Source organism: Paenibacillus apiarius (genome assembly GCF_017052585.1).
In the GTDB taxonomy this organism is placed as follows: domain Bacteria; phylum Bacillota; class Bacilli; order Paenibacillales; family Paenibacillaceae; genus Paenibacillus_B; species Paenibacillus_B apiarius.
Map to the genome: position 1 here is coordinate 4,985,791 of NZ_JAFFHZ010000001.1, position 22,579 is coordinate 5,008,369.

25 protein-coding genes and 1 riboswitch are annotated in these 22,579 nt (G+C 49.7%); of the genes, 22 read left to right on the forward strand and 3 right to left on the reverse strand.

What is annotated here, in order from left to right:
- The first annotated feature begins 53 nt into the window (after nucleotides 1-53).
- From JSQ80_RS22225 to eutH, 19 genes are all read left to right on the forward strand, one after another.
- The gene (locus JSQ80_RS22225; RefSeq protein WP_206096720.1) at nucleotides 54-809 is read left to right on the forward strand and encodes an SDR family NAD(P)-dependent oxidoreductase; all 756 of its coding nucleotides are present in this window, start codon (nucleotides 54-56) and stop codon (nucleotides 807-809) included.
- A gap of 228 nt (nucleotides 810-1,037) precedes the next feature.
- Nucleotides 1,038-1,188, forward strand: a riboswitch (adenosylcobalamin (AdoCbl) riboswitch).
- A 390-nt stretch (nucleotides 1,189-1,578) separates the two neighbouring features.
- The gene (locus JSQ80_RS22230) at nucleotides 1,579-2,721 is read left to right on the forward strand and encodes a 1-propanol dehydrogenase PduQ (protein ID WP_206096721.1); all 1,143 of its coding nucleotides are present in this window, start codon (nucleotides 1,579-1,581) and stop codon (nucleotides 2,719-2,721) included.
- Between the two features lie 193 nt (nucleotides 2,722-2,914).
- The gene (locus JSQ80_RS22235) at nucleotides 2,915-3,271 is read left to right on the forward strand and encodes a BMC domain-containing protein (RefSeq protein WP_206096722.1); all 357 of its coding nucleotides are present in this window, start codon (nucleotides 2,915-2,917) and stop codon (nucleotides 3,269-3,271) included.
- Between the two features lie 11 nt (nucleotides 3,272-3,282).
- The gene (locus tag JSQ80_RS22240; RefSeq protein WP_206096723.1) at nucleotides 3,283-3,714 is read left to right on the forward strand and encodes a EutP/PduV family microcompartment system protein; all 432 of its coding nucleotides are present in this window, start codon (nucleotides 3,283-3,285) and stop codon (nucleotides 3,712-3,714) included.
- A 67-nt stretch (nucleotides 3,715-3,781) separates the two neighbouring features.
- The gene (locus tag JSQ80_RS22245) at nucleotides 3,782-4,354 is read left to right on the forward strand and encodes an ANTAR domain-containing response regulator (RefSeq protein WP_087432108.1); all 573 of its coding nucleotides are present in this window, start codon (nucleotides 3,782-3,784) and stop codon (nucleotides 4,352-4,354) included.
- Entirely contained in the window at nucleotides 4,347-5,771 is a 1,425-nt protein-coding gene (locus tag JSQ80_RS22250; RefSeq protein WP_206096724.1) for a sensor histidine kinase, read from the forward strand. The genes JSQ80_RS22245 and JSQ80_RS22250 overlap by 8 nt, the downstream gene beginning before the upstream one ends.
- A gap of 135 nt (nucleotides 5,772-5,906) precedes the next feature.
- The gene (eutA, locus tag JSQ80_RS22255) at nucleotides 5,907-7,337 is read left to right on the forward strand and encodes an ethanolamine ammonia-lyase reactivating factor EutA (protein ID WP_206097692.1); all 1,431 of its coding nucleotides are present in this window, start codon (nucleotides 5,907-5,909) and stop codon (nucleotides 7,335-7,337) included.
- Nucleotides 7,338-7,366: 29 nt separating this feature from the next.
- Nucleotides 7,367-8,731: an ethanolamine ammonia-lyase subunit EutB gene (locus JSQ80_RS22260; RefSeq protein WP_087432110.1), complete on the forward strand. Its 1,365-nt coding sequence runs from the start codon at nucleotides 7,367-7,369 to the stop codon at nucleotides 8,729-8,731.
- A gap of 168 nt (nucleotides 8,732-8,899) precedes the next feature.
- Nucleotides 8,900-9,697 carry an ethanolamine ammonia-lyase subunit EutC gene (gene eutC, locus JSQ80_RS22265; RefSeq protein WP_418888908.1) on the forward strand — a complete coding sequence of 266 codons (798 nt, stop codon included), beginning with the start codon at nucleotides 8,900-8,902 and terminating at the stop codon, nucleotides 9,695-9,697.
- 53 nt (nucleotides 9,698-9,750) lie between these two features.
- Nucleotides 9,751-10,404, forward strand: coding sequence for an ethanolamine utilization microcompartment protein EutL (gene eutL, locus JSQ80_RS22270; RefSeq protein ID WP_087432112.1), 654 nt, complete (start codon nucleotides 9,751-9,753; stop codon nucleotides 10,402-10,404).
- Between the two features lie 11 nt (nucleotides 10,405-10,415).
- On the forward strand, nucleotides 10,416-11,177 hold the full coding sequence (locus JSQ80_RS30065) for a BMC domain-containing protein (protein ID WP_206096726.1): 762 nt from the start codon (nucleotides 10,416-10,418) through the stop codon (nucleotides 11,175-11,177).
- A 27-nt stretch (nucleotides 11,178-11,204) separates the two neighbouring features.
- Nucleotides 11,205-12,677, forward strand: a complete 1,473-nt coding sequence (locus JSQ80_RS22280) for an acetaldehyde dehydrogenase (acetylating) (protein WP_206096727.1) — start codon at nucleotides 11,205-11,207, stop codon at nucleotides 12,675-12,677.
- Nucleotides 12,678-12,762: 85 nt separating this feature from the next.
- On the forward strand, nucleotides 12,763-13,053 hold the full coding sequence (locus JSQ80_RS22285) for a BMC domain-containing protein (RefSeq protein ID WP_005549798.1): 291 nt from the start codon (nucleotides 12,763-12,765) through the stop codon (nucleotides 13,051-13,053).
- A 164-nt stretch (nucleotides 13,054-13,217) separates the two neighbouring features.
- Nucleotides 13,218-14,030: a cobalamin adenosyltransferase gene (locus JSQ80_RS22290; RefSeq protein WP_206096728.1), complete on the forward strand. Its 813-nt coding sequence runs from the start codon at nucleotides 13,218-13,220 to the stop codon at nucleotides 14,028-14,030.
- A 13-nt stretch (nucleotides 14,031-14,043) separates the two neighbouring features.
- The gene (eutD, locus tag JSQ80_RS22295; RefSeq protein ID WP_087432116.1) at nucleotides 14,044-14,679 is read left to right on the forward strand and encodes an ethanolamine utilization phosphate acetyltransferase EutD; all 636 of its coding nucleotides are present in this window, start codon (nucleotides 14,044-14,046) and stop codon (nucleotides 14,677-14,679) included.
- A gap of 18 nt (nucleotides 14,680-14,697) precedes the next feature.
- The gene (locus JSQ80_RS22300) at nucleotides 14,698-15,393 is read left to right on the forward strand and encodes an ethanolamine utilization protein (protein ID WP_206096729.1); all 696 of its coding nucleotides are present in this window, start codon (nucleotides 14,698-14,700) and stop codon (nucleotides 15,391-15,393) included.
- A gap of 15 nt (nucleotides 15,394-15,408) precedes the next feature.
- Nucleotides 15,409-15,684, forward strand: coding sequence for a EutN/CcmL family microcompartment protein (locus JSQ80_RS22305; protein WP_019420793.1), 276 nt, complete (start codon nucleotides 15,409-15,411; stop codon nucleotides 15,682-15,684).
- Complete coding sequence (locus JSQ80_RS22310; RefSeq protein ID WP_087432118.1) at nucleotides 15,677-16,222, forward strand: BMC domain-containing protein; 546 nt, start codon at nucleotides 15,677-15,679, stop codon at nucleotides 16,220-16,222. Before JSQ80_RS22305 ends, JSQ80_RS22310 begins: the two co-directional genes overlap by 8 nt.
- A gap of 247 nt (nucleotides 16,223-16,469) precedes the next feature.
- Complete coding sequence (gene eutH, locus JSQ80_RS22315; protein WP_206096730.1) at nucleotides 16,470-17,579, forward strand: ethanolamine utilization protein EutH; 1,110 nt, start codon at nucleotides 16,470-16,472, stop codon at nucleotides 17,577-17,579.
- 832 nt (nucleotides 17,580-18,411) lie between these two features.
- Here eutH and JSQ80_RS22320 read toward each other — a convergent pair.
- Genes JSQ80_RS22320 through JSQ80_RS22330 form a run of 3 tightly spaced genes read right to left on the reverse strand, consistent with a single transcriptional unit; the run spans nucleotide 18,412 to nucleotide 20,292 of the window.
- Nucleotides 18,412-19,059, reverse strand: a complete 648-nt coding sequence (locus tag JSQ80_RS22320) for an ABC-2 transporter permease (RefSeq protein ID WP_206096731.1) — start codon at nucleotides 19,057-19,059, stop codon at nucleotides 18,412-18,414.
- 5 nt (nucleotides 19,060-19,064) lie between these two features.
- Nucleotides 19,065-19,916, reverse strand: coding sequence for an ABC transporter ATP-binding protein (locus JSQ80_RS22325; RefSeq protein ID WP_206096732.1), 852 nt, complete (start codon nucleotides 19,914-19,916; stop codon nucleotides 19,065-19,067).
- On the reverse strand, nucleotides 19,909-20,292 hold the full coding sequence (locus tag JSQ80_RS22330; protein ID WP_087432122.1) for a GntR family transcriptional regulator: 384 nt from the start codon (nucleotides 20,290-20,292) through the stop codon (nucleotides 19,909-19,911). The genes JSQ80_RS22325 and JSQ80_RS22330 overlap by 8 nt, the downstream gene beginning before the upstream one ends.
- Before the next feature lie 230 nt (nucleotides 20,293-20,522).
- Here JSQ80_RS22330 and JSQ80_RS22335 point away from each other — a divergent pair, with 230 nt between their 5' ends.
- From JSQ80_RS22335 to JSQ80_RS22345, 3 genes are read left to right on the forward strand one after another with little or no spacing between them, the layout of a single operon-like run.
- A complete protein-coding gene (locus tag JSQ80_RS22335) occupies nucleotides 20,523-21,776 on the forward strand; it encodes a nitrate/nitrite transporter (RefSeq protein ID WP_336245799.1) in 1,254 nt (417 codons plus the stop codon).
- Entirely contained in the window at nucleotides 21,773-22,243 is a 471-nt protein-coding gene (locus JSQ80_RS22340; protein WP_240463759.1) for a hemerythrin domain-containing protein, read from the forward strand. Before JSQ80_RS22335 ends, JSQ80_RS22340 begins: the two co-directional genes overlap by 4 nt.
- A complete protein-coding gene (locus JSQ80_RS22345; protein ID WP_206096733.1) occupies nucleotides 22,227-22,547 on the forward strand; it encodes a hypothetical protein in 321 nt (106 codons plus the stop codon). The genes JSQ80_RS22340 and JSQ80_RS22345 overlap by 17 nt, the downstream gene beginning before the upstream one ends.
- The last annotated feature ends 32 nt before the right edge of the window (nucleotides 22,548-22,579 follow it).

Genomic DNA, 22,579 nt, shown 5'->3' on the forward strand with positions numbered 1-22,579 from the left:
TGACCTTACCCTTAGGTTAACCTTTAGACTCTCTTTAAAGGAGGGGTTAACACATGAAGAACAATAATTACGCATTGGTAACAGGAGCTTCTAGAGGAATAGGAAAGGCAATCGCAATTCAACTTGCAAATGATGGGTTCAATTTATTATTACATTATAATCAAAATATTGAAAAAGCCAATCAGGTCAAAGAGGAAATTGAATCAATTGGCAGACAAGCACAGTTCATTCAGGGTGACTTCAATTCCAGTGAAGGAATTAAACAATTTATTGAGAAAACTAAAAAATTGATAATCCAAGATAATAATGTATCACTGCATACAATCGTTCATAATGCTGGACATGCTACATCAAATGGATTTGGAGAAGTGGACTATGATGAGTTCGATCGGCTATTCAATGCAAATGTTAAAGCACCATATTTTATTACACAATCTCTAATCGGACTTTTAGAATCCAATGGCAGGATAATAAACCTATCATCAGGTGTGACACGTATCGCATTTCCTCATATGATGGTATACAGTATGACAAAAGGCGCAATTAATACAATGACATTTACACTGGCAAAGGAATTGGGTGAAAAAGGAATTACAATCAATTCCGTAATGCCTGGAATCATTGATACGGATTCAACTGCTAACTGGCTGCATACAGAAGAAGGTCAAGAAAATGCAAAGAATATGAGTGCTTTAAAACGAGAGGGTCAACCAAAAGAAATTGCAAATGTTGTTTCGTTTCTAGCGAGTGAAAAAGCGAGTTTTATTACTGGTCATAATATGGACGTAACTGGTGGAAGTCATCTGTAATGAGTTTAATATCTCTCATGATGACGTTTTTAAACGGTCCCAATTGATTTTATGTCGAGATCCCTATAAACAATCAGTTCCATTCACAACCCACCTTTAATTGAACCTCAGGCGACTGGCCGTGGCATTAACACTCCTTCTGTAGTTTTCAGATTATTATCTTCTTACATATTGCCAACGCGATTGTTTATGCTATAATAATGTCGAATGGACGCCCATTCACGTCATGCACAATAGAAAAAGTTATAGGCAATGGAAGTTTGGTGCAAATCCAACGCGGTCCCGCCACTGTGATAGGCCGAAGCTCGGTCTTAAGTCAGGTCGTTTGCCTAGTAACTTTGTCTGACCAGTCATTTCGAGGCGAAAGTGGCTGGTTTACAAGTCTAGTGACGTATACCGCCTCACTAGGCTTTTTTTACGTTGCAAGAAGGCAGCCGACACTGCTGTCGGCAAGGCCGGGTGGTCGCCGCCGAACCTATACAATGAAGTAGGGCTAAGCAAACGGGAGGTTCTTCAATGCCGAAGAACAGGTGCACATTGGCGTGCATGTCCCTTTTTTTTTACTTTCTGCCGCTCCCGTGCCGATAACGGCACCCAAGATCGGGTTGACGAGTATCCGGTTACGGTGTACAGTGGTGGTAGACAATTGAATGATTGCGAGTTGCACAATGGCGTGCACCATATCTCATAAGCAAAGAGGCTTTTAAAGGAATCCGTTCTTTTAAAGGCCTCTTTTTTTGTTGCCAACTACTCCTTGGAGGTGCCTTACATGGACAAAATTTCAATGAAAACCGACATTTATCTGGGACAAGGCGCGCTGGATCGCCTGTCGGAATGGCGGAATAAACGGATCTTCATCGTCACGGACCCGTTCATGGTCAAGTCAGGGATGATTAACATGTTGTTCGAACGGCTGCATGAAAGCAACGAACAATACATTTTCAGCAACATCGTGCCCGATCCTCCGGTCGAAATTGTGACAGAGGGCGTGGAAGCGCTTGGATCGTTCCAAGCCGATCTGATGATTGCGATTGGCGGCGGTTCCGCGATCGATGCGGCCAAGGCGATGAAGATTTTCGCCCAGAAAATTTTGGACGAGCGCGATATGCCGTTCGTGGCGATTCCGACAACAAGCGGCACGGGCTCGGAAGTTACTTCGTTCTCCGTCATCAGCGACAAGAAGAAGAACATTAAGTACCCGCTCGTATCCGATGACATGCTGCCGCAAGAAGCCATTTTGGACCCGGAATTGGTCAAGAGCGTGCCGGACTTCATCACCGCCGACACGGGAATGGACGTGCTGACCCACGCGATTGAAGCGTATGTGTCCACCAAAGCGAACGATATTTCCGACGCACTGGCGGAGAAGGCGATCAAGCTGGTCTTTGCCTATTTGCCAAGAGCGTACAAGGATGGGAACGACCTGGAGGCGCGCGAGAAAATGCATAATGCCTCCTGCCTGGCGGGCATGGCGTTCAATATTGCGTCGCTCGGGCTGAACCATGGCATCGCCCATGTGGCCGGAGCCAAGTTCAAGATTGCGCACGGGCGCATGAATTCGCTGCTGCTGCCGCATGTGATTGAATTCAATGCCGATTACAAGCCGGGTTACGGCAAAGAGGAGAGTAATAGGGCGGCGGCCAGATACGCCGAAATCTCCAAGAGCTTGGGGCTGCCGGCTTCCTATGCGAAGAGCGGCGTTCGCAGTCTGGTGCAGGCGATCAAGCAGCTGCAGAAGCAATTGCGCATGCCGCAGACGCTGCAGGACTGCAACGTGGATCAAGCCACGCTGGAAGAGATGGGCGCGGCGATTGCCGAGGGGGCGCTGCATGACGGCTGCACGGCCACGAATCCGCGCGTTCCCGCCGCATCCGATGTCGTTGGAATTTTGAACAAAATGTTTCAATCCTGAGTATCAATTAAATTCCAGCCGTAATGATATTGACAACGTTTGCAGCATCAAATATAGTAAAAGTAACACAAAGGCGTGTTGCATACAAATAAAAGCGAAGAGGCTTCTTAAAAATTCCGTGTGAACTTTTTAAGGGGTCTTTATGTTTTTTTACGGCTATTTCACGGTTTTAGACATGAGATGGGATGAGGGTATGGACCAACAACACAACGAAAAACAACGTGTCATTCAAGAGTACGTGCCTGGTAAACAGGTTACGTTGGCTCATATTATCGCGAATCCCAACCCGGATATTTACAAGAAGCTGGGATTGGGAACCGAGGCGCAGGATGCCATCGGCATTATGACCATTACGCCAAGCGAAGCCTCCATTATTGGGGCGGACATCGCGACCAAGGCGGCCGGCGTGCAGATCGGCTTCGTCGATCGCTTCAGCGGATCGCTCGTGATAACGGGCGATGTATCATCCGTTGAATCGGCCGTGAGTGAAGTGCTGCTTGGCTTGCAGAACATTCTCGGCTTCTCGGCTGCGAAGATTACGAGAACGTAGGGGAAGCGGACATGAAGACAATCATATTCGCCGGAAGCACCGGCTCGGGCAAGACTACGCTGTGCCAATGGCTGCACGGCCAGGAGATTGCCTACAAGAAGACACAGGCCGTGGAGACTTTCGAGCAAGCGATCGATACGCCAGGGGAGTGCATCGAGAACCGTTATTTGTACAAGATGCTGCTTGTCTCCAGCGTCGATGCAGATGTCATCGGGCTTGTGCAAGATTGCACGAGGGAAGAAAGCTATTTTCCGCCGGCCTTTGCGACGGTATTCGCCAAGCCGGTCATTGGAATTGTGACCAAGGTGGAGCTGGCCCGGACGGATGAGGATATCGCGCAAGCGAGATCCTATTTGCAAGCGGCGGGCGCAGAGCGTATTTTCGAGGTCTCGACCATGGAGAACGTGGGAGTGGAAGCGCTTCGGGCTTATTTGGAAGCGTAGGCGACTTTATCATTCGATAGAGGATTCGCAAGATACAAGCAAATATCGACAATGAGGTGCATGACACATGAATGGAAAAATTGTAATAGTCGACGACGAACCTATTACAAGAATGGATATTCGTGAGATGCTGGAAGAGGCGGACTACAACGTAGTAGGCGAAGCTTCTGATGGCTTTGAAGCCATCGAATTATGCAAGAAGCATCTGCCCGACCTGGTCATCCTGGATGTTCAAATGCCCATTCTGGATGGGCTCAAGGCGGGTAAACGAATCATTTCAGAGCAGCTGGCAAGCGGGGTTATTCTCTTGACCGCATTCAGCGATAAACAGACGATTGAAAAAGCATCCTCTATCGGTGCGCTTGGTTATCTGGTGAAGCCGCTCGATGAAAAGTCGTTCATTCCCATGGTGGAAGTGACCATTGCCAAAGGCAAGGAAATACGCAAGCTGGAGCAAAATCTATCCAAGCTGTCGCAGAAGATGGAAGAGCGGAAAGCGGTCGAAAAGGCGAAAGGGATTTTGATGAAGGAAAACGGCTGCACCGAAGAGGAAGCCTATCAAACCCTGCGCAAACTTAGCATGGATCGACGGTGTCCAATGATAGAAATCGCAACAACCATCGTCATTTCCTATGATTGATTTCAAAGAAACGATTGTGCGGCTGTGCAAGCGGCATACGGGACTGGCGGATGCGGATATCGCGCGGCTGACCGAGATAGCCGAGTCATTCGAAATGTCCGAGGTGCCGGATGATGTGTTCATCGACGTTTTGTCCAGCGTGGCGAATGAGGCGATTGTGGTGTACCACCGCCGTCCGGGTGACGGCAAATCGCTGTACCGGCGTCCGGTTGCGGGCGAGAAGGCGCTGCGCGAGAACGAACCCGGCGTCCTGAGAACGTTGGAAACCGGAATCATGTCACAGGGACTCGTCGCCAATACGCAGGAAAATCATCTGGTCAGGCAGACGGTATATCCGATTAAAAATCAAGATGGCGTCATTGCGGTCATCATCTATGAAAAAGATGTGAGCGACAATATTCAAGCCCACTTCAACGTGACGGGGACGCAATACGAGGATGGCGAGATGTCTTCGATGTTGACCGCCATGCTGCGGTTCAAGGATTCGATCATCAATCAACTGGAGGATGCCGTTCTCGTATTCGACAAGCACGGATTTTTGAAGCTGAAAAATAAGAAGGCAGACGCGTACTATCGGAAGCTCGGTTATTTAGAGGATATTCAGGGCTTGCACTATGACAATCTGTCGTTGGATCAGACAATCTTCTCCGATGCGATGAAGGAGTACTCCACGTCTCCTTCCTGTCCATTGACGAGAGATGTGAAGGTGGCCGGCTGCTATTATCAGGTCAAACGGCTGTTTATTGCAGAGCGGGATCTATGCATAGGCGTCATCTTGCATGATGTGACGGAAATCAAGGACAAGGAAGCCGAGATTGTCTCCAAATCGGTGGCCATTCGCGAGATTCACCACCGGGTGAAAAACAATTTGCAGACCGTGGCGTCGCTGCTCCGCATTCAGGCGCGGCAATGTGAAAGCCCGGAAGCCAAAAAATGCTTGAACGACAGTGTCAGCCGGGTGCTCGCCATCGCGGCGACCCACGAGCTGTTATCGACGGAGATCGAGGCGCAGGTGGATTTGCTTGACGTCATTCGGCTCATCGCTGCGAATATCGAACGGTGCTTCGTCGATTGCAAAAATGTCAAAATCGAGATAGCGGCTCCGCAGAGCATTTGCTTGGACAGCGATCGCACCGTCGCGATCGCGCTCATTGTGAGCGAGCTGCTGCATAATAGCTATGAGCATGCGTTCGGTGATTGCTCGAACGGCACGATTACGGTGAACGCGCAGCTGGAAGGCGGGTTGGTCACCGTGGAAGTGGCGGATAACGGCGTCGGCTTTTCCGTGAAGGACTGCTCCCACAAAAGCTTGGGCTTGTCCATTGTCCGCAGCTATGTGAAGGACAAGCTGAAGGGCAAGCTTGCCATTGCGTCCAATGAGGACGGCACGACCGTTACGTTTGTCTTCAAAAAATAAATAATCGGGCTACAAGGATGTAGTTCTGTAAGCAATGAGGCTTAAGGTTAACAATTCCCGCCAATCGGGGGGGGGATATAACTTTAAGCCTTTTTGCGTGCATATATGTGGTATCAAGCGATGGGGGTGAAAGAAGTGAACGAGCAATTGCTAAGCGTTGGCATTGATATGGGAACCTCGACGACCCAACTCGTCCTGTCGAAGCTGCATATTCAGAACCTGGCATCGTCCTTTTCGGTGCCCCGCTTGGTCATTACGGATAAAGAAGTGGTCTACAAGAGCGATATCTGCTTTACGCCCGTTATGGCGGACAATCGGATCGATATGCAGCAGATCCAGTCGTTCGTGCAGGAGCAGTACGAGAAAGCCGGCATCCGTAAGGATGAGATTCAGACAGGCGCGGTCATTATTACGGGCGAAACGGCTCGCAAGGACAATGCAAATGAAGCGGTGCTGTCGTTAAGCGGCTTCGCCGGAGACTTCGTGGTCGCAACTGCTGGCCCGGATCTGGAAAGCATCATTGCCGCTAAAGGCGCGGGCGCCCATACGTATTCCAAGGAGCATTCCACTTCCATTGTCAACATTGACATTGGCGGCGGTACTAGTAATCTGGCGCTGTTCGCTGACGGTGAACTGCTGGATACGGGATGTCTGGATATCGGGGGCCGTCTTATCAAGGTGGACCATAGCACGCATGAAATTACGTATATCGCGCCGAAAATTAAGCAGCTTGCGGAGCAAAGGGGATTGAAGCTGGCCTTGGGACAGACGGTAACACCTTCTGATCTGGAGCCGATTATCGGGGAGATGGTCAAGCTGCTCGAAGAAAGCGTCGGCATCAGGCAGCCTGGCGATTTCTACGACACTATCGTCACGAACAAAGGGCTGAAGCTGGATCGGATAATTCCTTGCATTTCCTTCTCCGGAGGGGTAGCTGACTACATTTATCAAGAAGCTACGGGCGACGTGTTCCAATATGGAGACATCGGCATTTTGCTCGGAAGAGCGATTGCCGCTTCTCCGCTGACGCAGCAAATGATAGTGGCGCGTTCGGCCGAGACCATCCGGGCTACCGTTGTTGGAGCCGGCTCCCATACGACCGAGATCAGCGGGAGCACGATCACTTATACGGAAGAGAGCTTCCCGATCAAGAATATTCCGATTCTGAAGCTTGCCGTAGCGGATGAGTCGGGAAGCAGCGATGTGCTGGCGCAAGCCATTGCCGACAAGCTGAATTGGTTCAAGCTGAACAATGATCTGCAGCGGGTCGCGATCGCATTGGAAGGGAAGAAGAGTCCTAGCTTCCAAGAGGTACAGAAATATGCCCAAGGGTTGTACAAAGGGATGTCGGAGCTGCTGGAGCGCGAGTATCCGCTCATCGTGATTGTCCATCACGATATGGCGAAGGTGCTGGGACAGACGCTATATGCCTTGCTTGGCTACAAGAAGGATGTCGTCTGCATCGACAGTGTATTGGTCGACAACGGCGACTATATCGACATCGGCAAGCCGATTGCGGAAGGCAAGGTATTGCCTGTCGTCATTAAAACGCTCGTATTTCACTAATTGAGTTGCATTTGGAAGGAGGAGCTTTTGTGATTTTAAAAACCAAGCTGTTTGGCCGAGTTTATCAATTCAGCAGCCTAATGGAAGTCATGGCAAAAGCAAACGAGGAAAAATCAGGGGATATGCTGGCCGGACTGGGGGCTACTTCGTCGGAAGAACGCGTGGCGGCCAAAGTGGTACTGTCCCAAATCAAAATGTCAGACTTGCGCAACAATCCGGCGGTTCCTTATGAGGTGGATGAGGTTACCCGCATTATTCAGGATGGGGTAAATGAGCGCATCTACAGTGAGATTCAGAACTGGACGGTTGAGGAGCTGCGGGAGTGGATCTTGAACGAGAACACAACCGAAGCCGACATCAAGCGCGTGTCCCGCGGTCTGACAGCCGAAATGATTGCTGCGGTTGCCAAGATCATGTCCAACCTTGACCTGATGTACGGGGCGAAGAAGATTCGCATTACGGCTACTGCCAACACGACGATCGGCCGTCCGGGCACTTTGTCCGCACGTTTGCAGCCTAATCATCCAACCGATGATCCAGATGGCATTATGGCTTCCCTTATGGAAGGCTTGACCTTCGGTATCGGGGACGCCGTGCTTGGTCTCAATCCGGTTGATGATTCCGTAGAAAGCGTAACGCGCGTTCTGAAGCGGTTCGAGGAGTTCCGCCAAAAGTGGGAAATTCCAACGCAAACTTGCGTACTGGCCCATGTTACGACTCAAATGGAAGCCGTAAAACGCGGCGCTCCGACAGGACTCATCTTCCAATCGATCGCAGGCTCGCAGAAAGGTAATGAAGCATTCGGCTTCAATGCGGCCACGATTGAGGAAGCTCAGCAACTTGTACTGCACCACGGTCAAGTAGCTGGACCAGATGTCATGTATTTCGAAACAGGCCAAGGCTCGGAGTTGTCTTCCGAAGCCCATCACGGGATCGACCAAGTGACGATGGAAGCGCGCTGCTACGGCTTTGCGAAGAAATACAACCCGTTCCTCGTCAATACCGTTGTTGGATTCATTGGTCCAGAGTATTTGTACGATGCGAAGCAAGTGGTTCGCGCCGGCCTGGAAGATCACTTCATGGGCAAGCTTACGGGCATCTCCATGGGATGCGACGCCTGCTACACGAACCATATGAAGGCGGATCAGAACGACTTGGAAAATCTGGCGGTTCTGCTGTCAACGGCGGGCTGCAACTTCTTCATGGGTATCCCGCATGGCGACGATGTCATGCTCAATTATCAAACAACCGGCTACCATGAAACCGCGACGCTGCGTGAGCTGCTCGGCTTGCGTCCGATCCGTGAGTTTGAACAATGGATGGAGAAGATGGGCTTCATTGAAAATGGCAAGCTGACTAAAAAAGCCGGAGACGCGTCAGTGTTTCTCAAGTAGGGGAAGGAGGAAACTCTCATGAACGAAAAAGATCTGAAATCGATGATTGAATCGATTTTGAACGAGATGGTAGGAAACTTGCCGGAGGAAGCAGCCAAGCCTGCCCGCGCCGAGGCGCCTGCCCAGCAGGCGGCGGAGCCGGAGCCGGTTCCGGCAGCGCCTGTGCAGATGGAAATGCCTGCGGAAGAGCAGGAGGACAGCGGCGAATGTCTGGATGATATTACGGAGATCGACCTTCGCAAGCTGCTGCTCGTTCCCGATCCGGAGGATCGGGAAGGGTATATGAAAATGAAGGAAAAGACGCCGGCCCGCCTTGGCGTGTGGCGTGCAGGTCCGCGCTACAAGACGATTACATCGCTGCGATTCCGCGCTGACCATGCTGCTGCCCAGGATGCCGTGTTCTCCTACGTGTCCGAGGAGTTCGTGAAGGAAATGAACCTTGTACCGATTGCAACGATGTGCCGGGACAAGGACGAATACATTACGCGCCCGGACTTGGGACGTCAATTTTCCAAGGAGACAATCGAGTACATCAAGCAGCATACGACCAAGCAGGCCAAAGTGCAGATTATGGTTGGGGACGGCTTAAGCTCGGCTGCGATTGAAGCGAATCTGCGCGATATCGTTCCAGCCATTGCGCAAGGTCTCAAGATGTACGGCTTTGAAGTAGGCAATATATTGTTCGTCAAGCATTGCCGCGTTCCATCGATGGACGTGATTGGCGATGTGACAGAGGCAGATGTAGTTTGTCTTTTGGTCGGCGAGCGTCCAGGACTTGTAACGGCAGAATCCATGAGTGCCTACATCGCTTATAAACCGACTGTAGGTATGCCTGAGGCGAGACGTACCGTTATCTCCAACATTCACTCAGGCGGTACGCCTGCCGTAGAAGCAGGCGCGCATATTGCTGAGCTGATCAAGACGATGATTGATCGCAAAGCATCTGGGATTGATTTGAAACTATAGAGGTAAACCCGAATTTTTGAACACGCAATTACAGAAATCGCAAGGAGGCACGTATGAGAAACGAACCGATTCATGCAACAGTGCTCGGCATGAAGCTCATTTCCAACGTAAGCCTGGATATGGCTAGCAAGCTGGAGCTGATGCCGCACCATAAAAGCTTGGGGATCATTACTGCTGACATTGACGATGTAACTTATGCAGCATTGGACGAAGCGACGAAAGCAGCTGCCGTGGATGTCGTATATGCAAGAAGCATGTATGCCGGATCGGCCAATGCTTCGACGAAGCTGGCAGGCGAGGTCATCGGGATTCTGGCTGGGCCAAGTCCGGAGGAAGTGCGGAGCGGCTTGAACGCCGTCGTTGATTTCATCGCAAGCGGCGCTCATTTCGTTAGCGCCAATGAGGATAACAGCATTACTTATTTCGCCCACTGTGTATCCCGCACAGGCACGTACTTGTCCCAGACTGCGGGCATCAAGGAAGGGGAAGCGCTGGCTTATCTAATCGCTCCTCCGCTCGAAGCGATGTATGCACTTGATGCAGCGCTGAAGGCCGCGGATGTCACGATTGCCGCTTTCTTCGGCCCACCTTCCGAGACCAACTTCGGTGGTGCATTGCTGACGGGAAGTCAATCGGCCTGCAAAGCAGCATGCGATGCGTTTGCGGACGCTGTCCAATTCGTCGCAGATAATCCGACGAGTTATTAAGGTAGCAGCCCATGAGACATAGCGCGTTAGGGTTGGTGGAAGTTAGAGGGTATTTGGGCGCAGTCGCCGCGGCGGATGCCGCATTGAAGGCGGCGAGCGTTACCTGCATCGGCGTAGAGATCATCAAGGGCGGATTGGTTACAGTCAAGCTGGATGGTGATGTCGGGGCCGTGCAAGCTGCCGTTGAAGCGGGAGCGGAAATGGCTACGCAATTGGATGTATTGGTAACTCGCCATGTGATTGCAAGAATGCATGAAGAGACGGCAGCCTTGGTGGCAAGTCCAGTTGATACAGACGGAAGTCAGGGGCAGCTGGAGGAGAGCGAAACCAGAAGTCAGGAGCAGCAGAAAGACACTGCGAAAGTCTCTGAAAAAGCTTCTGATAAAGTCTCTGTCGAGGATACCGCAGAGCGCGCGGTCGGCATTGAAGCGGTCGCAGCGTCCGTTGTTACGGAATCGGCAGCATCTGACGCAAGCGCGAAAGCTGATGTGAAAAAAGCAGCTGAGGCTACTACGACAGAGGCTCTTAGGGCCAAGGAATCGTACGCTGCTGAGACGAAGGAACCTGCCGCTGCGGCAACCAAGGAAGTCGACGAAGTCAAGCCGGCCTCCGGCCAGACGGGTACCGTCCCTGCCGCAGTCAAAGCGGCAGCAACAGCTGAGAAGACGACCAGTGTACAGAAAAACCAGGGCAATGGCGACAATTCGCGTGTGAAGCCAGTGCCTGCACCGGCAGCGAAGCGAAGCAAGAAGACGAAAAAAGCAAGCTCGTAAAAAACGTTGTAGAGAGAAGGAATATTGATGGAAACATTGGATAAAGACCTAAGATCCATTCAAGAAGTCCGTGATCTGATTAAAAAAGCCAAGGAAGCGCAAGCCAAGCTTGCCGTCATGACGCAGGAGCAAATCGACGCAATCGTCAAAGCGGTCGCGGATGCCGGCTTTAAGCATCGCGAGAAGCTTGCGAAGATGGCCAATGAGGAAACAGGCTTTGGCCGTTGGCAGGACAAGATCGTCAAGAATGCATTTGCTTCAAAGCAAGTGTATGAGTCGATCAAGGATATGAAGACGGTCGGCGTTCTGAACGAGGACAAAGTGCACAAAGTGATGGAAGTCGCAGTGCCTGTCGGCGTCATTGCGGGCCTGATTCCTTCCACGAACCCAACATCGACGGTTATCTATAAAGCGCTCATTGCACTTAAGGCTGGGAACAGTATTGTATTCTCCCCGCATCCAAATGCGCTGAAGAGCATTTTGGAAACGGTGAAGGTCATTAGCGAAGCAGCTGTGCAAGCAGGATGTCCGGAGGGTGCCATTGGCGTCATGACGGTTCCGACGATTCAAGGAACGGATCAATTGATGAAGCACAACGATGTTGCCTTGATTCTCGCTACCGGCGGAACGGCGATGGTCAAAGCCGCTTATTCATCCGGTACGCCAGCGATCGGCGTTGGTCCGGGCAATGGCCCTGCCTTCATCGAGAAGAGCGCGAATATTCCGCTTGCAGTCAAACGCATTATGGATTCCAAGACGTTCGACAACGGCACGATTTGCGCATCAGAACAGTCCGTCGTGGTTGAAGCGTGCAGCAAGGATGCGGTTGTGGCTGAATTCAAGAAGCAGGGAGCGTATTTCCTCTCCGCAGAGGAGTCTGCACAGCTTGGCAAATTCATTATGCGGGCCAATGGCACGATGAACCCGCAAATCGTTGGCCGCAGCGTGGATCATATCGCGAAGCTTGCTAACCTGGATATTCCAGCGGGTACACGCGTGCTGATTGCGGAAGAAACTCGCGTTGGACGCAATGTTCCGTATTCACGCGAGAAGCTGGCTCCGATTCTGGCTTTCTATACAGAAGACAGCTGGGAAGCGGCATGCGAGCGCTGCATCGAGATTCTGAATGGAGAGGGTGCCGGCCATACCATGGTCATTCACTCCGAAAATGAAGAGATCGTCCGCCAGTTCGCTTTGAAAAAACCTGTATCCCGCTTGTTGGTCAATACGCCGGGCACACTTGGCGGCATCGGCGCAACGACAGCAATCGCACCGGCGCTCACGCTGGGATGCGGCGCTGTTGGCGGAAGCTCGACATCCGACAACATCAGCCCACTCAATTTGCTCAATATTCGCAGAGTCGCATATGGACTAAGAGAAATGGAAGACTTGGTGGAGCAGGAGCAGCCAGCAGCGCAAGATAAATTGGCAAGCATCGATCTTGGAGACAAAGAACAGTTGATCGGCATGATCGTAGCTCGTATTCTCGAGAAAATGTAAGCTCGTCGTTTCATAGTCTTACAACCAACGTTTATTCAAACATTTATCATAAACAAATTAACTAATTACTAGGAGGAATTTTATCATGGCAAACGCAAACGCATTGGGAATGGTGGAAACAAAAGGTTTGGTAGGTGCAATCGAAGCAGCAGACGCAATGGTGAAAGCAGCTAACGTTACCTTGATCGGCAAAGAGCAAATCGGTGCAGGCCTCGTAACCGTTATGGTTCGCGGCGACGTTGGCGCTGTTAAAGCAGCTACAGATGCTGGCGCAGCAGCAGCAGAGCGAGTTGGCGAATTGTTGTCCGTACATGTGATTCCAAGACCACATTCGGAAGTAGACGCAATCTTGCCTAAGACAAAAACAGTAGAATAATTACGGATTCCGGACAAGCCTAACGATTAGGACGGAAGAAGGGTGCGGGCTTTGGCCCGCATTCCACTTCCCGACTATCGCGATTTACCTTGGCTGTAACGGGCAGGATGATCGCGCAATGAGAAGTAGTTTAACACGCATTCGCACTAGAAGGATGTGAGAACATGGCTGTGATTACGGAAAGCGAACTGCGCAAGCATTTTCGAAATCAGAATTTGAAGGATGTTGCCGTTTATGAGACGGCAGCAGGGACGATTCTGACGCCATCGGCCAAGAGCTTTTTGACCGATCATCAGATTGAGCTTCGATATGTGAAAACTCCTGAACCTGGGGCAGATGCAGATACGGTGGATTCGCCGGTGCCCAAGCAGGAAGTCAAGCTTCAAATCACCAAAAACCTGGATGTTGAACCCGCATCTGAAGGAAAGAAACGGTTTCGTACGCTATATGGCGGATTTTTGGAAACGAAGCCGGAGCATATGACGCATTTGTATGGAAATATGCTTGTATTTAAAGATCATCCCCGGATATTATTCCGCGGCAAGCTGGATTCATTGGAAACGAAATTACTGGAAGCACAAATCAGCTGCTTCAAGCTGAACATGACCAAGCTGGTCGATGATTTGGAAGAAATATTGCAATTCGTGCGGCGAATCGTACGGTGTGAAGTGCTGAATGAAAGCATTGAAGAGTTTCATTTGCTTGGGATGACGGCTAAGGAGCTGCGGGAGCAGTCCCATTTTCCCAAGAAATACTTTGGATTGGAACATTTTCAACCCAGCTATGATATGGGCGAAGCGGTTGTTGTCATAAATGCGTTGCGCACATTGACGAGGGAGACGGAGCTGTTGGCTTACCAAGCCTTCAAAAAAGAACACGGAGAAGCGGAGCGCGAAGATATCATTCGGACGCTGAACCGGCTGTCCTCCTTGTTCTGGATTATCATGTTCCGCATCCGTGTTGGACAGTACAACTGATGAGGTGAGCATAGTGGATAACGAATTGGTAGAAAGCATTATCAATGAAGTGGTCAAGCGAGTGCAGGATGAAGCCTGCATCGAGATTGAAGCATCCGGCAAGCATGTGCATTTGAACCGCGAGGCGATTGATGCATTGTTTGGCGAAGGCTATCAATTGACGAAAGCAAAGGATCTTTCCCAGCCGGGACAATATGCATGCAAAGAGCGCGTTACGCTGATCGGGCCTAAAGGCGCTCTGCATAATGTCGTCGTGCTTGGTCCTGAACGCAAGGAATCGCAGGTAGAGGTGTCGCATACGGATGCAGTCGTGTTGGGAGTACCTGTTCCCGTGAAAGAAAGCGGCAAGCTGGAAGGAACTCCGGGCATCGTGATTGCTTCGGGCAGCAATATGATTCGGTTGGAGCGAGGATTAATCGCAGCTCAGCGGCATATTCACGTGAAGGCGGAAGACGCAGAGAAATACAACGTGAAGAACGGCGAAATCGTACAGGTCAAAGTATACGGCAAGCGACCTCTCATTTTCGACGATGTGCTGGTTCGAGTCAGCTCCAACTATGAAACATATATGCATATCGACTATGACGAGGCTAACGCATGCGGCTTTGCTAAAGGGACGAAGGGGAAAATTTTGAAGAAGAGCATCTAGGTTTAGGAGCGTGAAAAAATGAACATAGAAGCTCTGGATCGGGCTGCGATCATTGAAGCCGTTACGACTGAAGTGATCAAACGGTTGGGGCAGGGACAGACGGACGAACCGGCCGTGCCCAAGAAGCAAGCGGTCCTTTTGACTGTGTCACCGGTACCGGAACTGGAGAGCATGCTGGATCAGCAATATGAGGTGCGTTATTACGACGAATCGCTTAGAGATTGCGATGTGTTGATCATTCCGAAGCTGTGTCTTCAACTGTTGTCCAACCTCGCTAACGGTATAAGCGCAGGCCCGCGTGAACGGTTCGTGCTGACGATGCTGTTGAAGGGGCGGAAGGTTGTTGCCATCGAGGAAGGACTGCTTTATCGCAAATATAAGTCGACAGCACCTGTCCTATTGTACAAGCTGTACGACGAATTTGCGGACAGGCTGAACAGCTACGGCATCCGGGTGGTCAAAGAACAGGAATTGCTTGCGACTTGTATGGAGGATAGCCGGGCTCCGGCGGTTGCTCAGGTTGATAGAAGTATCGAATCTGTTGATGCGCCGCTCCACCCGGAAGTGTTGAATCGTAAAGTCATTACCGAAGCGGAACTGAAAAAATACCGTCTCCAAAACGGGAAAGAGATTGTCATTGATCGGCACAGCATTATAACGCCGCTCGCTCAGGATTATTTGCGCATGCAGCAGATGCAAGTGCACAGAAGATAACGGCGGGGTGAAGCTATGATCGTGGGACAAGTTACGGGAAGCCTATGGGCTACCCGCAAAGACAACAAGCTGAATGGTCTGACCTTCCTGGTGGTCAAGCCGTTATCGTATAACGATGAACCTGTTCAACGCGACTACTTCGTCGCTGCGGATAACGCGGGAGCCGGCATTGGAGATACCGTGCTCGTGACGACTGGAAGCGCTGCCCGAGCATCGTTTGCCAATTCGGATGTGCCTGTTGACGCAGTCATTGTCGGCATCGTCGATTCCATCGAGGTGGCCCATGACTAGTGCGATTGGTGTTGTTGAGCTGCGCAGCATAAGCAAAGGATATGAGACAGCAGACCGCATGCTGAAGACTTCTCCAGTCAACGTGCATCATATGAAGCCGATTTGCCCGGGCAAGTTCCTCATCATGATGAGCGGCGACACCGCAGACGTACAGGCTGCGATGGATGCAGCAAGGGAGGACGCGGGCGAATTCCGAATCAGCGATTTTGAATTGCACGGCGTGCATCCTGACATCGTAGAGGGGTTGAAGCGACCTAATTCTTCTCAGCCTGTCGACGCGCTTGGAATCGTGGAGACATCTACGGTGTCTTCCGGTATTTTTGCATTGAATGAGGCTTTGAAGCAGTGCGATATTCATGTGAAAAAAATGAACCTCGGCATGGCGATTGGCGGCAAGTTCCTCGCCGTGTTCACCGGAAGTGTCAGCGATGTCGAGCAGGGGATGAAGGTGTTCGTATCCTCCATGGATCAAAAGCGGATTGTGCATCATACCGTGATACCTTCCCCGACCGAGGAAATCAAACAACACTTCCGATAGGAAGTTTAAAAAGCCCGCTTTTGATCACGAAGTGACACTGGAAGCAACTCGGCATCGAATCTTGCGTTCACTCTCGAAGTCCGCTGCTCATGTAGTCTCGCCTACACTGCGCTGCTCCTTCTTCGAGTTCACGCAACCTTCTCGGTGCTGAAAACCGGTCTTTTTAAACATGCTGGAAGGAAGTTGAAACAAGCTGGAAGAAAAGCTCGCTTTTGATCACATAATGAAAGAATGGAGGAGCACGTTCGTGGAGATTAATGAAATCATCATATACGGCATGGTTATATTCATGATTCTCGGTGCCATCGACAAGTGCATCGGGTACAAGTTCGGGTTGGGCCACCAATTCGATGAGGGGATTATGGCCATGGGTTCGCTCACGCTGGCCATGGTGGGGATCATCTCCCTATCGCCGGTACTGGCCAAGGTGCTAAGCCCGATTGTCGTTCCATTGTACAGCGCGCTGGGAGCTGACCCTGCCATGTTTGCGACTACGCTGCTAGCAAATGATATGGGCGGATTCTCGCTGGCACAGGAGTTGGCGCAAAATCCGGAAGCGGGCTTGTTCGCGGGTACGATTCTAGGGGCTATGCTTGGACCTACTATTGTATTCATCATTCCGGTTGCGCTTGGCATTATCAAGAAGGAAGATCAGAAGTATTTGGCTACAGGCGTATTGGCTGGTATCGTCACGATTCCACTCGGTTGCTTGATCGGGGGATTGGTGGCTGGCTATTCGCTCTCGATGATTTTGTCTAACTTGGTGCCCATTATTTTATTCGCAGTACTTATCGTACTGGGCTTGTGGAAATTCCCGCAGGGCATGATCAAGGGGTTCACGATCTTTGGACAGTTTATTGTTATCGTAGCGACGCTAGGACTCGCGGTTGGCATTACGCAGCAGCTGACGGATATCACAATCATTCCGGGGCTTGCGCCTATTGAAGAAGGAATTAAAATTGTTGGCGATATTTCCATAGTGTTGGCAGGAGCCTTTGCAATGGTATTCGTCATTACGAAGGTGTTCAACAAGCCGCTCATGAAGCTGGGCAAGATGCTTGGCATGAACGAAGTCGCGGCGGCGGGCTTGGTGGCTACGCTTGCCAACGTCATTCCGATGTTCGGCATGATGAAAGACATGGATGCGCGGGGTAAGGTTATCAACGTGGCCTTTGCCGTGTCCGCTGCATTCGTGTTCGGCGATCACCTCGGCTTTACGGCTGGGGTAGCGAAAGAAATGATTTTCCCGATGATTGTCGGGAAGCTCGTTGGCGGGATTACGGCGATTTTCGTAGCTGTATTTTTGGCGAAGAAAATGGCTCCTGAACCGAAGGAAGGGCAGCAGGAGGCCGCATAAGGCCAGATTGCTATGCAAGCCGCTGCTCTGTAGTCTAATGGCTTTCTCTCCAATATAGGACTCTCTCATAATTGGTGCCTCGCATGCCGAGCAATCGGCTGCGGGGCATATTTTTTTGTGCTTGCTTTTTGCAGCGGCGAATCTCGGCGCGGGCAAGCCTTTGAATTGCGAACACATCTTCCTTAATGTAATCGAACATGAGGCCAACCAATTCAGAAGCGCATTTTTTCGACGGTGACATGGCGGAGCGGAGCTTCCGAACTGCATATGTTCAGTTGTGTGGGTCAAATACCGCCCTTTTCGGCGTTTGAACTGCAAATATGCAGCTTAAAGCGAGGGAATGTTGCTTTTTAATCGAATATGAGAAAATATACTGCACATTTGCATTCTAGCGTGACAAATGACGAGAATAAGGTAATTTCAACTGTACAATTGCAGTTGAAGACGCTGTCCCGCTCCAGAAGCTTTCAGTTCTTCATACGAAGAGTCCGTACAAACTCCAATAAATGAAGGCATCCTTTTTTAAGTGAAAATATAATAGGAATCAGAGATTCTGAGGCGGGCACTTCAAGAGTTGCATTGGAATAATATAGATTCAGAATTAGAATGACGGTAGGTGGCGGTTAGAGCTGAGCGGGATTCCTGCACACTGCGGACTTGGCAGCTTTCTATCGAAGAAAACAATCATTGAGTAAAATCGATAAATAGAACTTGTTCCAGAAGCGTGGTGAAAACGTGAGCCGCACGAGTGAAGCTTGGGCTAGGGCATGGAGGGCAGGCCCGGGGCGGCTTGCTGCTCCCCGAGTGATTGCCCGCCAAAGTCTAACTATAATTATAAGTTCTCTTTAGAATAAATGCGTATAGATATTGTCATAGATAGTAGGCCTATTGCCAGCGCCAGTAAACATGGAAATAAATCTTGAACGATCTTCGGAAAAGGAAGCGTCGTTTGGAAGTTAATATTATTGGTTTGCATTACCTTTATTATGAAGGGAGACACAAACGGTGTTATAAAAATAAAAAACATGAATATATATTTAGATTTTTCATAACCGAAGTAGTATTGAATCGGTATAATTGCCCCAAATATAATAGATAAGATGAATAAGGAAAATCCAAATTCCGAAATGCTCAGCATCTCTATCTTTCCCGAAATAAGCAAGGCAGTAATTGTGTATACGATATAACAGCACACAAAAATGGTCAATAAAAATAAATATTTTGATTTTACTAATGCTTTGCGTGTATAAGGAGTTGCGCATAGGAGCGCAGCACCTTTGTATTTATATTCGAACATCGATACTGAATTGAACAGCAGATACTGAATATAAAGAGTGCTTAGAAAAAATGGAAAAAAACCTCCGCTTATAAAATCAACTTTAAAGGTCATAAAAATGGGAATCGCAAATGAAGCGATAAGCATCACTTTCAGATATCTTTTTGAGAGCAGGAAATCCTTTTTCACTAGATGAAACAACATTTCGATTACCTCCTTACATAGCCCAGCATAATATCTTCAATAGTCGGCTTTTCGATTAGCACATGGTTCATTTGCTGCTTAACGGCATGTTTGTTGTTTGTCAATCCCTCAAAGCCATAATTGGTTTCGCGCAACGTTAAAAATAATTCTCTTGTTTGGTCATTAAGCGCCATTTTTTCTCCTTTTACTAAGCCATGCGAGTCAAGCAATACATCCTTTTCCTCACTCAATATGATTCTGCCCTTATCAATTAAAATCAGGACATCAGCTACTTTCTCAAGGTCAGAGGTAATATGGGAAGAAAAGAACACGCCTTTTCCGCCATTCCCCATAAACTCCAATAATATTTCCATCAATTCACTTCGTACCAGCGGATCAAGTCCGCTTGTTGGTTCATCCATAATCAATATGTCGGCATGATGGGAAAGCGCCAATGCTATGGCGTACTTCATGCGCATGCCTTTGGACAATGTAGAGATTTTCTGATTAAGTGGCAGCCCAAAGCGTTCCATGTACTTATGAAAAACCGATTCTTCCCAATTTGAATAGGCAGGCGCAATAATGCTTTTCATTTCTGCCAATGTCAATTCTTCATAGAAATATCCCTCATCAAATACGATCCCGATATGATTCTTTAGTTCCCGTTCATTCATGTTCATGTCTTTGCCGAAAAATTCAATGCTTCCCGAATCCTTCAGCACCAGCCCAAGGATTGTTTTTATAGTTGTGGTTTTACCGGCCCCATTTACACCAATGAATCCAGTAATGCAACCCTCTAACAAAGAAAAGCTGACATCCTGCAAGCTAAAGGCACCCAAATCTTTTTTTAGTCCCTTAACCTCTAAAATGTTATTCATGTTCGCCCTCCTCAAACAGTAAGCCCATCATTGAAATCAATTCTTCTTTGCTAATCCCGAGCGAACGGGCCGTATTCCAAGCCTCAGTGAGCTTTACTTCGACCATATGCCGCCTTGATTCCAACAGAAGTTCCAGGTTTTCTTTGGCTACAAAGGAGCCTTTGCCTGCTTTGGTTGTAATAAAACCCTCTGACTCGAGCTCGTCGTATACTCTTCGGGTTGTAAGAACGCTCACTCTCAGATCATTGGCTAGTGCCCTGATAGATGGAAGCAGTTCGCCCTCTTTCAATTCCCCATAAAGTATCGCATCCTTTATTTGTTCTTTTATCTGCTGATATATGGGTGAATCGGATGTATTGGAAATAATAATTTTCATTTAACCTCCATCAAAATCACAACTGTGTATTTCCTACATACACATCATATACAGATGCCGCGCCGCTGTCAACAACACAATGATATGAGCTTATATTCCGGCAGACGTACATCTTAGAGGTTTAAACAAGTAATGGAAAGGTCATATTAAAAAAGTAAATGTTGGAATACACCCAGATCTGCAAACGTCTCTTTATATACCATAACCTTGAGCAGGAGTGAACAACAAAAGTGAACACAGTGGTTCCCAAGATCCAGCTTCCTCTGCAAACCGCAAGCTTAATCGCTTCGTTTATGGTGTGGGTATTGATTTCGTCTTTGTTGTCGTACATCAAAACAGATATCCCTCTCACGGCAGGGCAATCGGCCTGGGCATCGGCTGTCCCCGTTATCTTGGGATCCGTTCTGCGTATTCCGGCGGGCTTTCTGGCAAACCGGTTCGGAGCCCGCCTGTTGTTTGCGGTGAGTTTTGCGGCCATGCTCCTTCCCATTGCCTATCTGTCGATAGCCCAGACGTTTCTGGATTTGATCCTCAGCGGCTTTTTTCTCGGAATCGGGGGGGCAACCTTCTCCATCGGGGTAACCTCTTTACCGAAGTACTATCCCAAGGAAAAGCACGGGACGGTCAACGGCATTTACGGCATAGGGAATATGGGGACTGCGATTACGACCTTTGGCGCTCCCCTGCTGGCGAATGCGTTTGGATGGAGAGGGGCGGTCCAGTCGTATTTGGTGCTGGTGTCCGGTGTTGCCCTATTGAACGTGTTCTTGGGAGATCGGCATGAACCGAAGGTCCGTAATTCATGGCGCGAACAGTTCAGACAGGTCTATAAGAACGAAAAGCTGTGGTTTCTAAGCTTGTTCTATTTCATCACATTCGGATCCTTCGTCGCGTTCACGATCTATCTGCCTAACTTCTTCGTTTCTCATTTTCATTTAGAAAAAGTTGACGCAGGCCTGCGCACGGCCGGTTTTATCGTGCTGGCCACTCTGACAAGGCCGGTAGGCGGATTTCTTTCCGATAAACTCAATCCGTTTCTCGTGCTAAAGCTCGTATTTTTAGGGTTGACCGTATCCGGGATCTTGCTTTCCTTTGTCTTAAATATGCCGTTGTTTACCTTGGGATGCTTGACGGTTGCCCTCTGTGCAGGAGTAGGAAGCGGGGCGGTATTCAAGCTGGTTCCTCTTCACTTTTCCAAGCAGGGGGGAATTGTCAACGGCATCGTATCAGCCGCCGGCGGACTCGGTGGATTTTTCCCTCCATTGATTCTAACCCTTCTGTACAGTTGGACCGGCCATTATTCCATCGGCTTTATGGCGCTTTCCGAGTCGGCATTGGCCAGCTTGATCCTCGTCTTTTGGATGTCGTTTCAAGCCAGAATACAAAATTACACACTTACCGAAGCTGATATCCAGCCTCGGCATCCCCCACATACGGAATCCCAACACCGGGATTCACACGGTAAAGGAGGCGAACAGCCATGAAAAAAGGTATGACAGGCACAGGCCCTGCCCTAAGGCACGTAGACAGCCATTCTGCCATTCATGAGGCAGCATTGGAGGAAGCGAAGGAACTGACGGAACTTCTCGAAAGCTGTATAAAAGCCGGCCAACCGGACAAGGCACTCGAGCTCGCCTATCTCATGATAGAGCATTGGGAATCCCGTACCTTGCAGCACGCGCAAAGCGAGGAGGAGGGGCTATACAAAGAAGCTATTGAAATGAAGCCTCACTTGAGGGACGCCGTCCTCGTTCTGACGAGGGATCACAACCTGATGCGGTATCTGGTTAGGGACATTAAGGATCTGCTGGCGAATGCAGGAGCTACCCAAGAAGTGTGCCACCGCTTCCATGCGCTGATTCACATCGACATGCTGCATAACCGGGACGAAGAGACAATGATTGAACAGGAAATAGAAGTATCGGTGAGTGAATATGGAAAGACAAGCTGAACCCGCCTTTTGCCCGGAAATGCTCTTGATCGCTGGCCATGCGAGGCTTTACCGACTGCTGATCTCGGTGTTGCAGGAGCAGCACCTTCATCCCTACGACGTAAAAGCGGGGATGGTTCGCGCACCGGAAGGCGCCACCGTCACTCTGCGGTTCGGCGAGAATTTGGCTCGAATGGCCGACTGTTTCTTCACCTGGGAAGAGATAGAGGCGGAGAGTCCGGGGATCACCGAATTTTTCCGCACTTCGGGAGAAGCCATCCAGAAGTCTCTCATTGATGACTATTTCAAACGGATGAAACCCTAAAAGGCCGGCTTTGATCACGAAGTTATACAAGA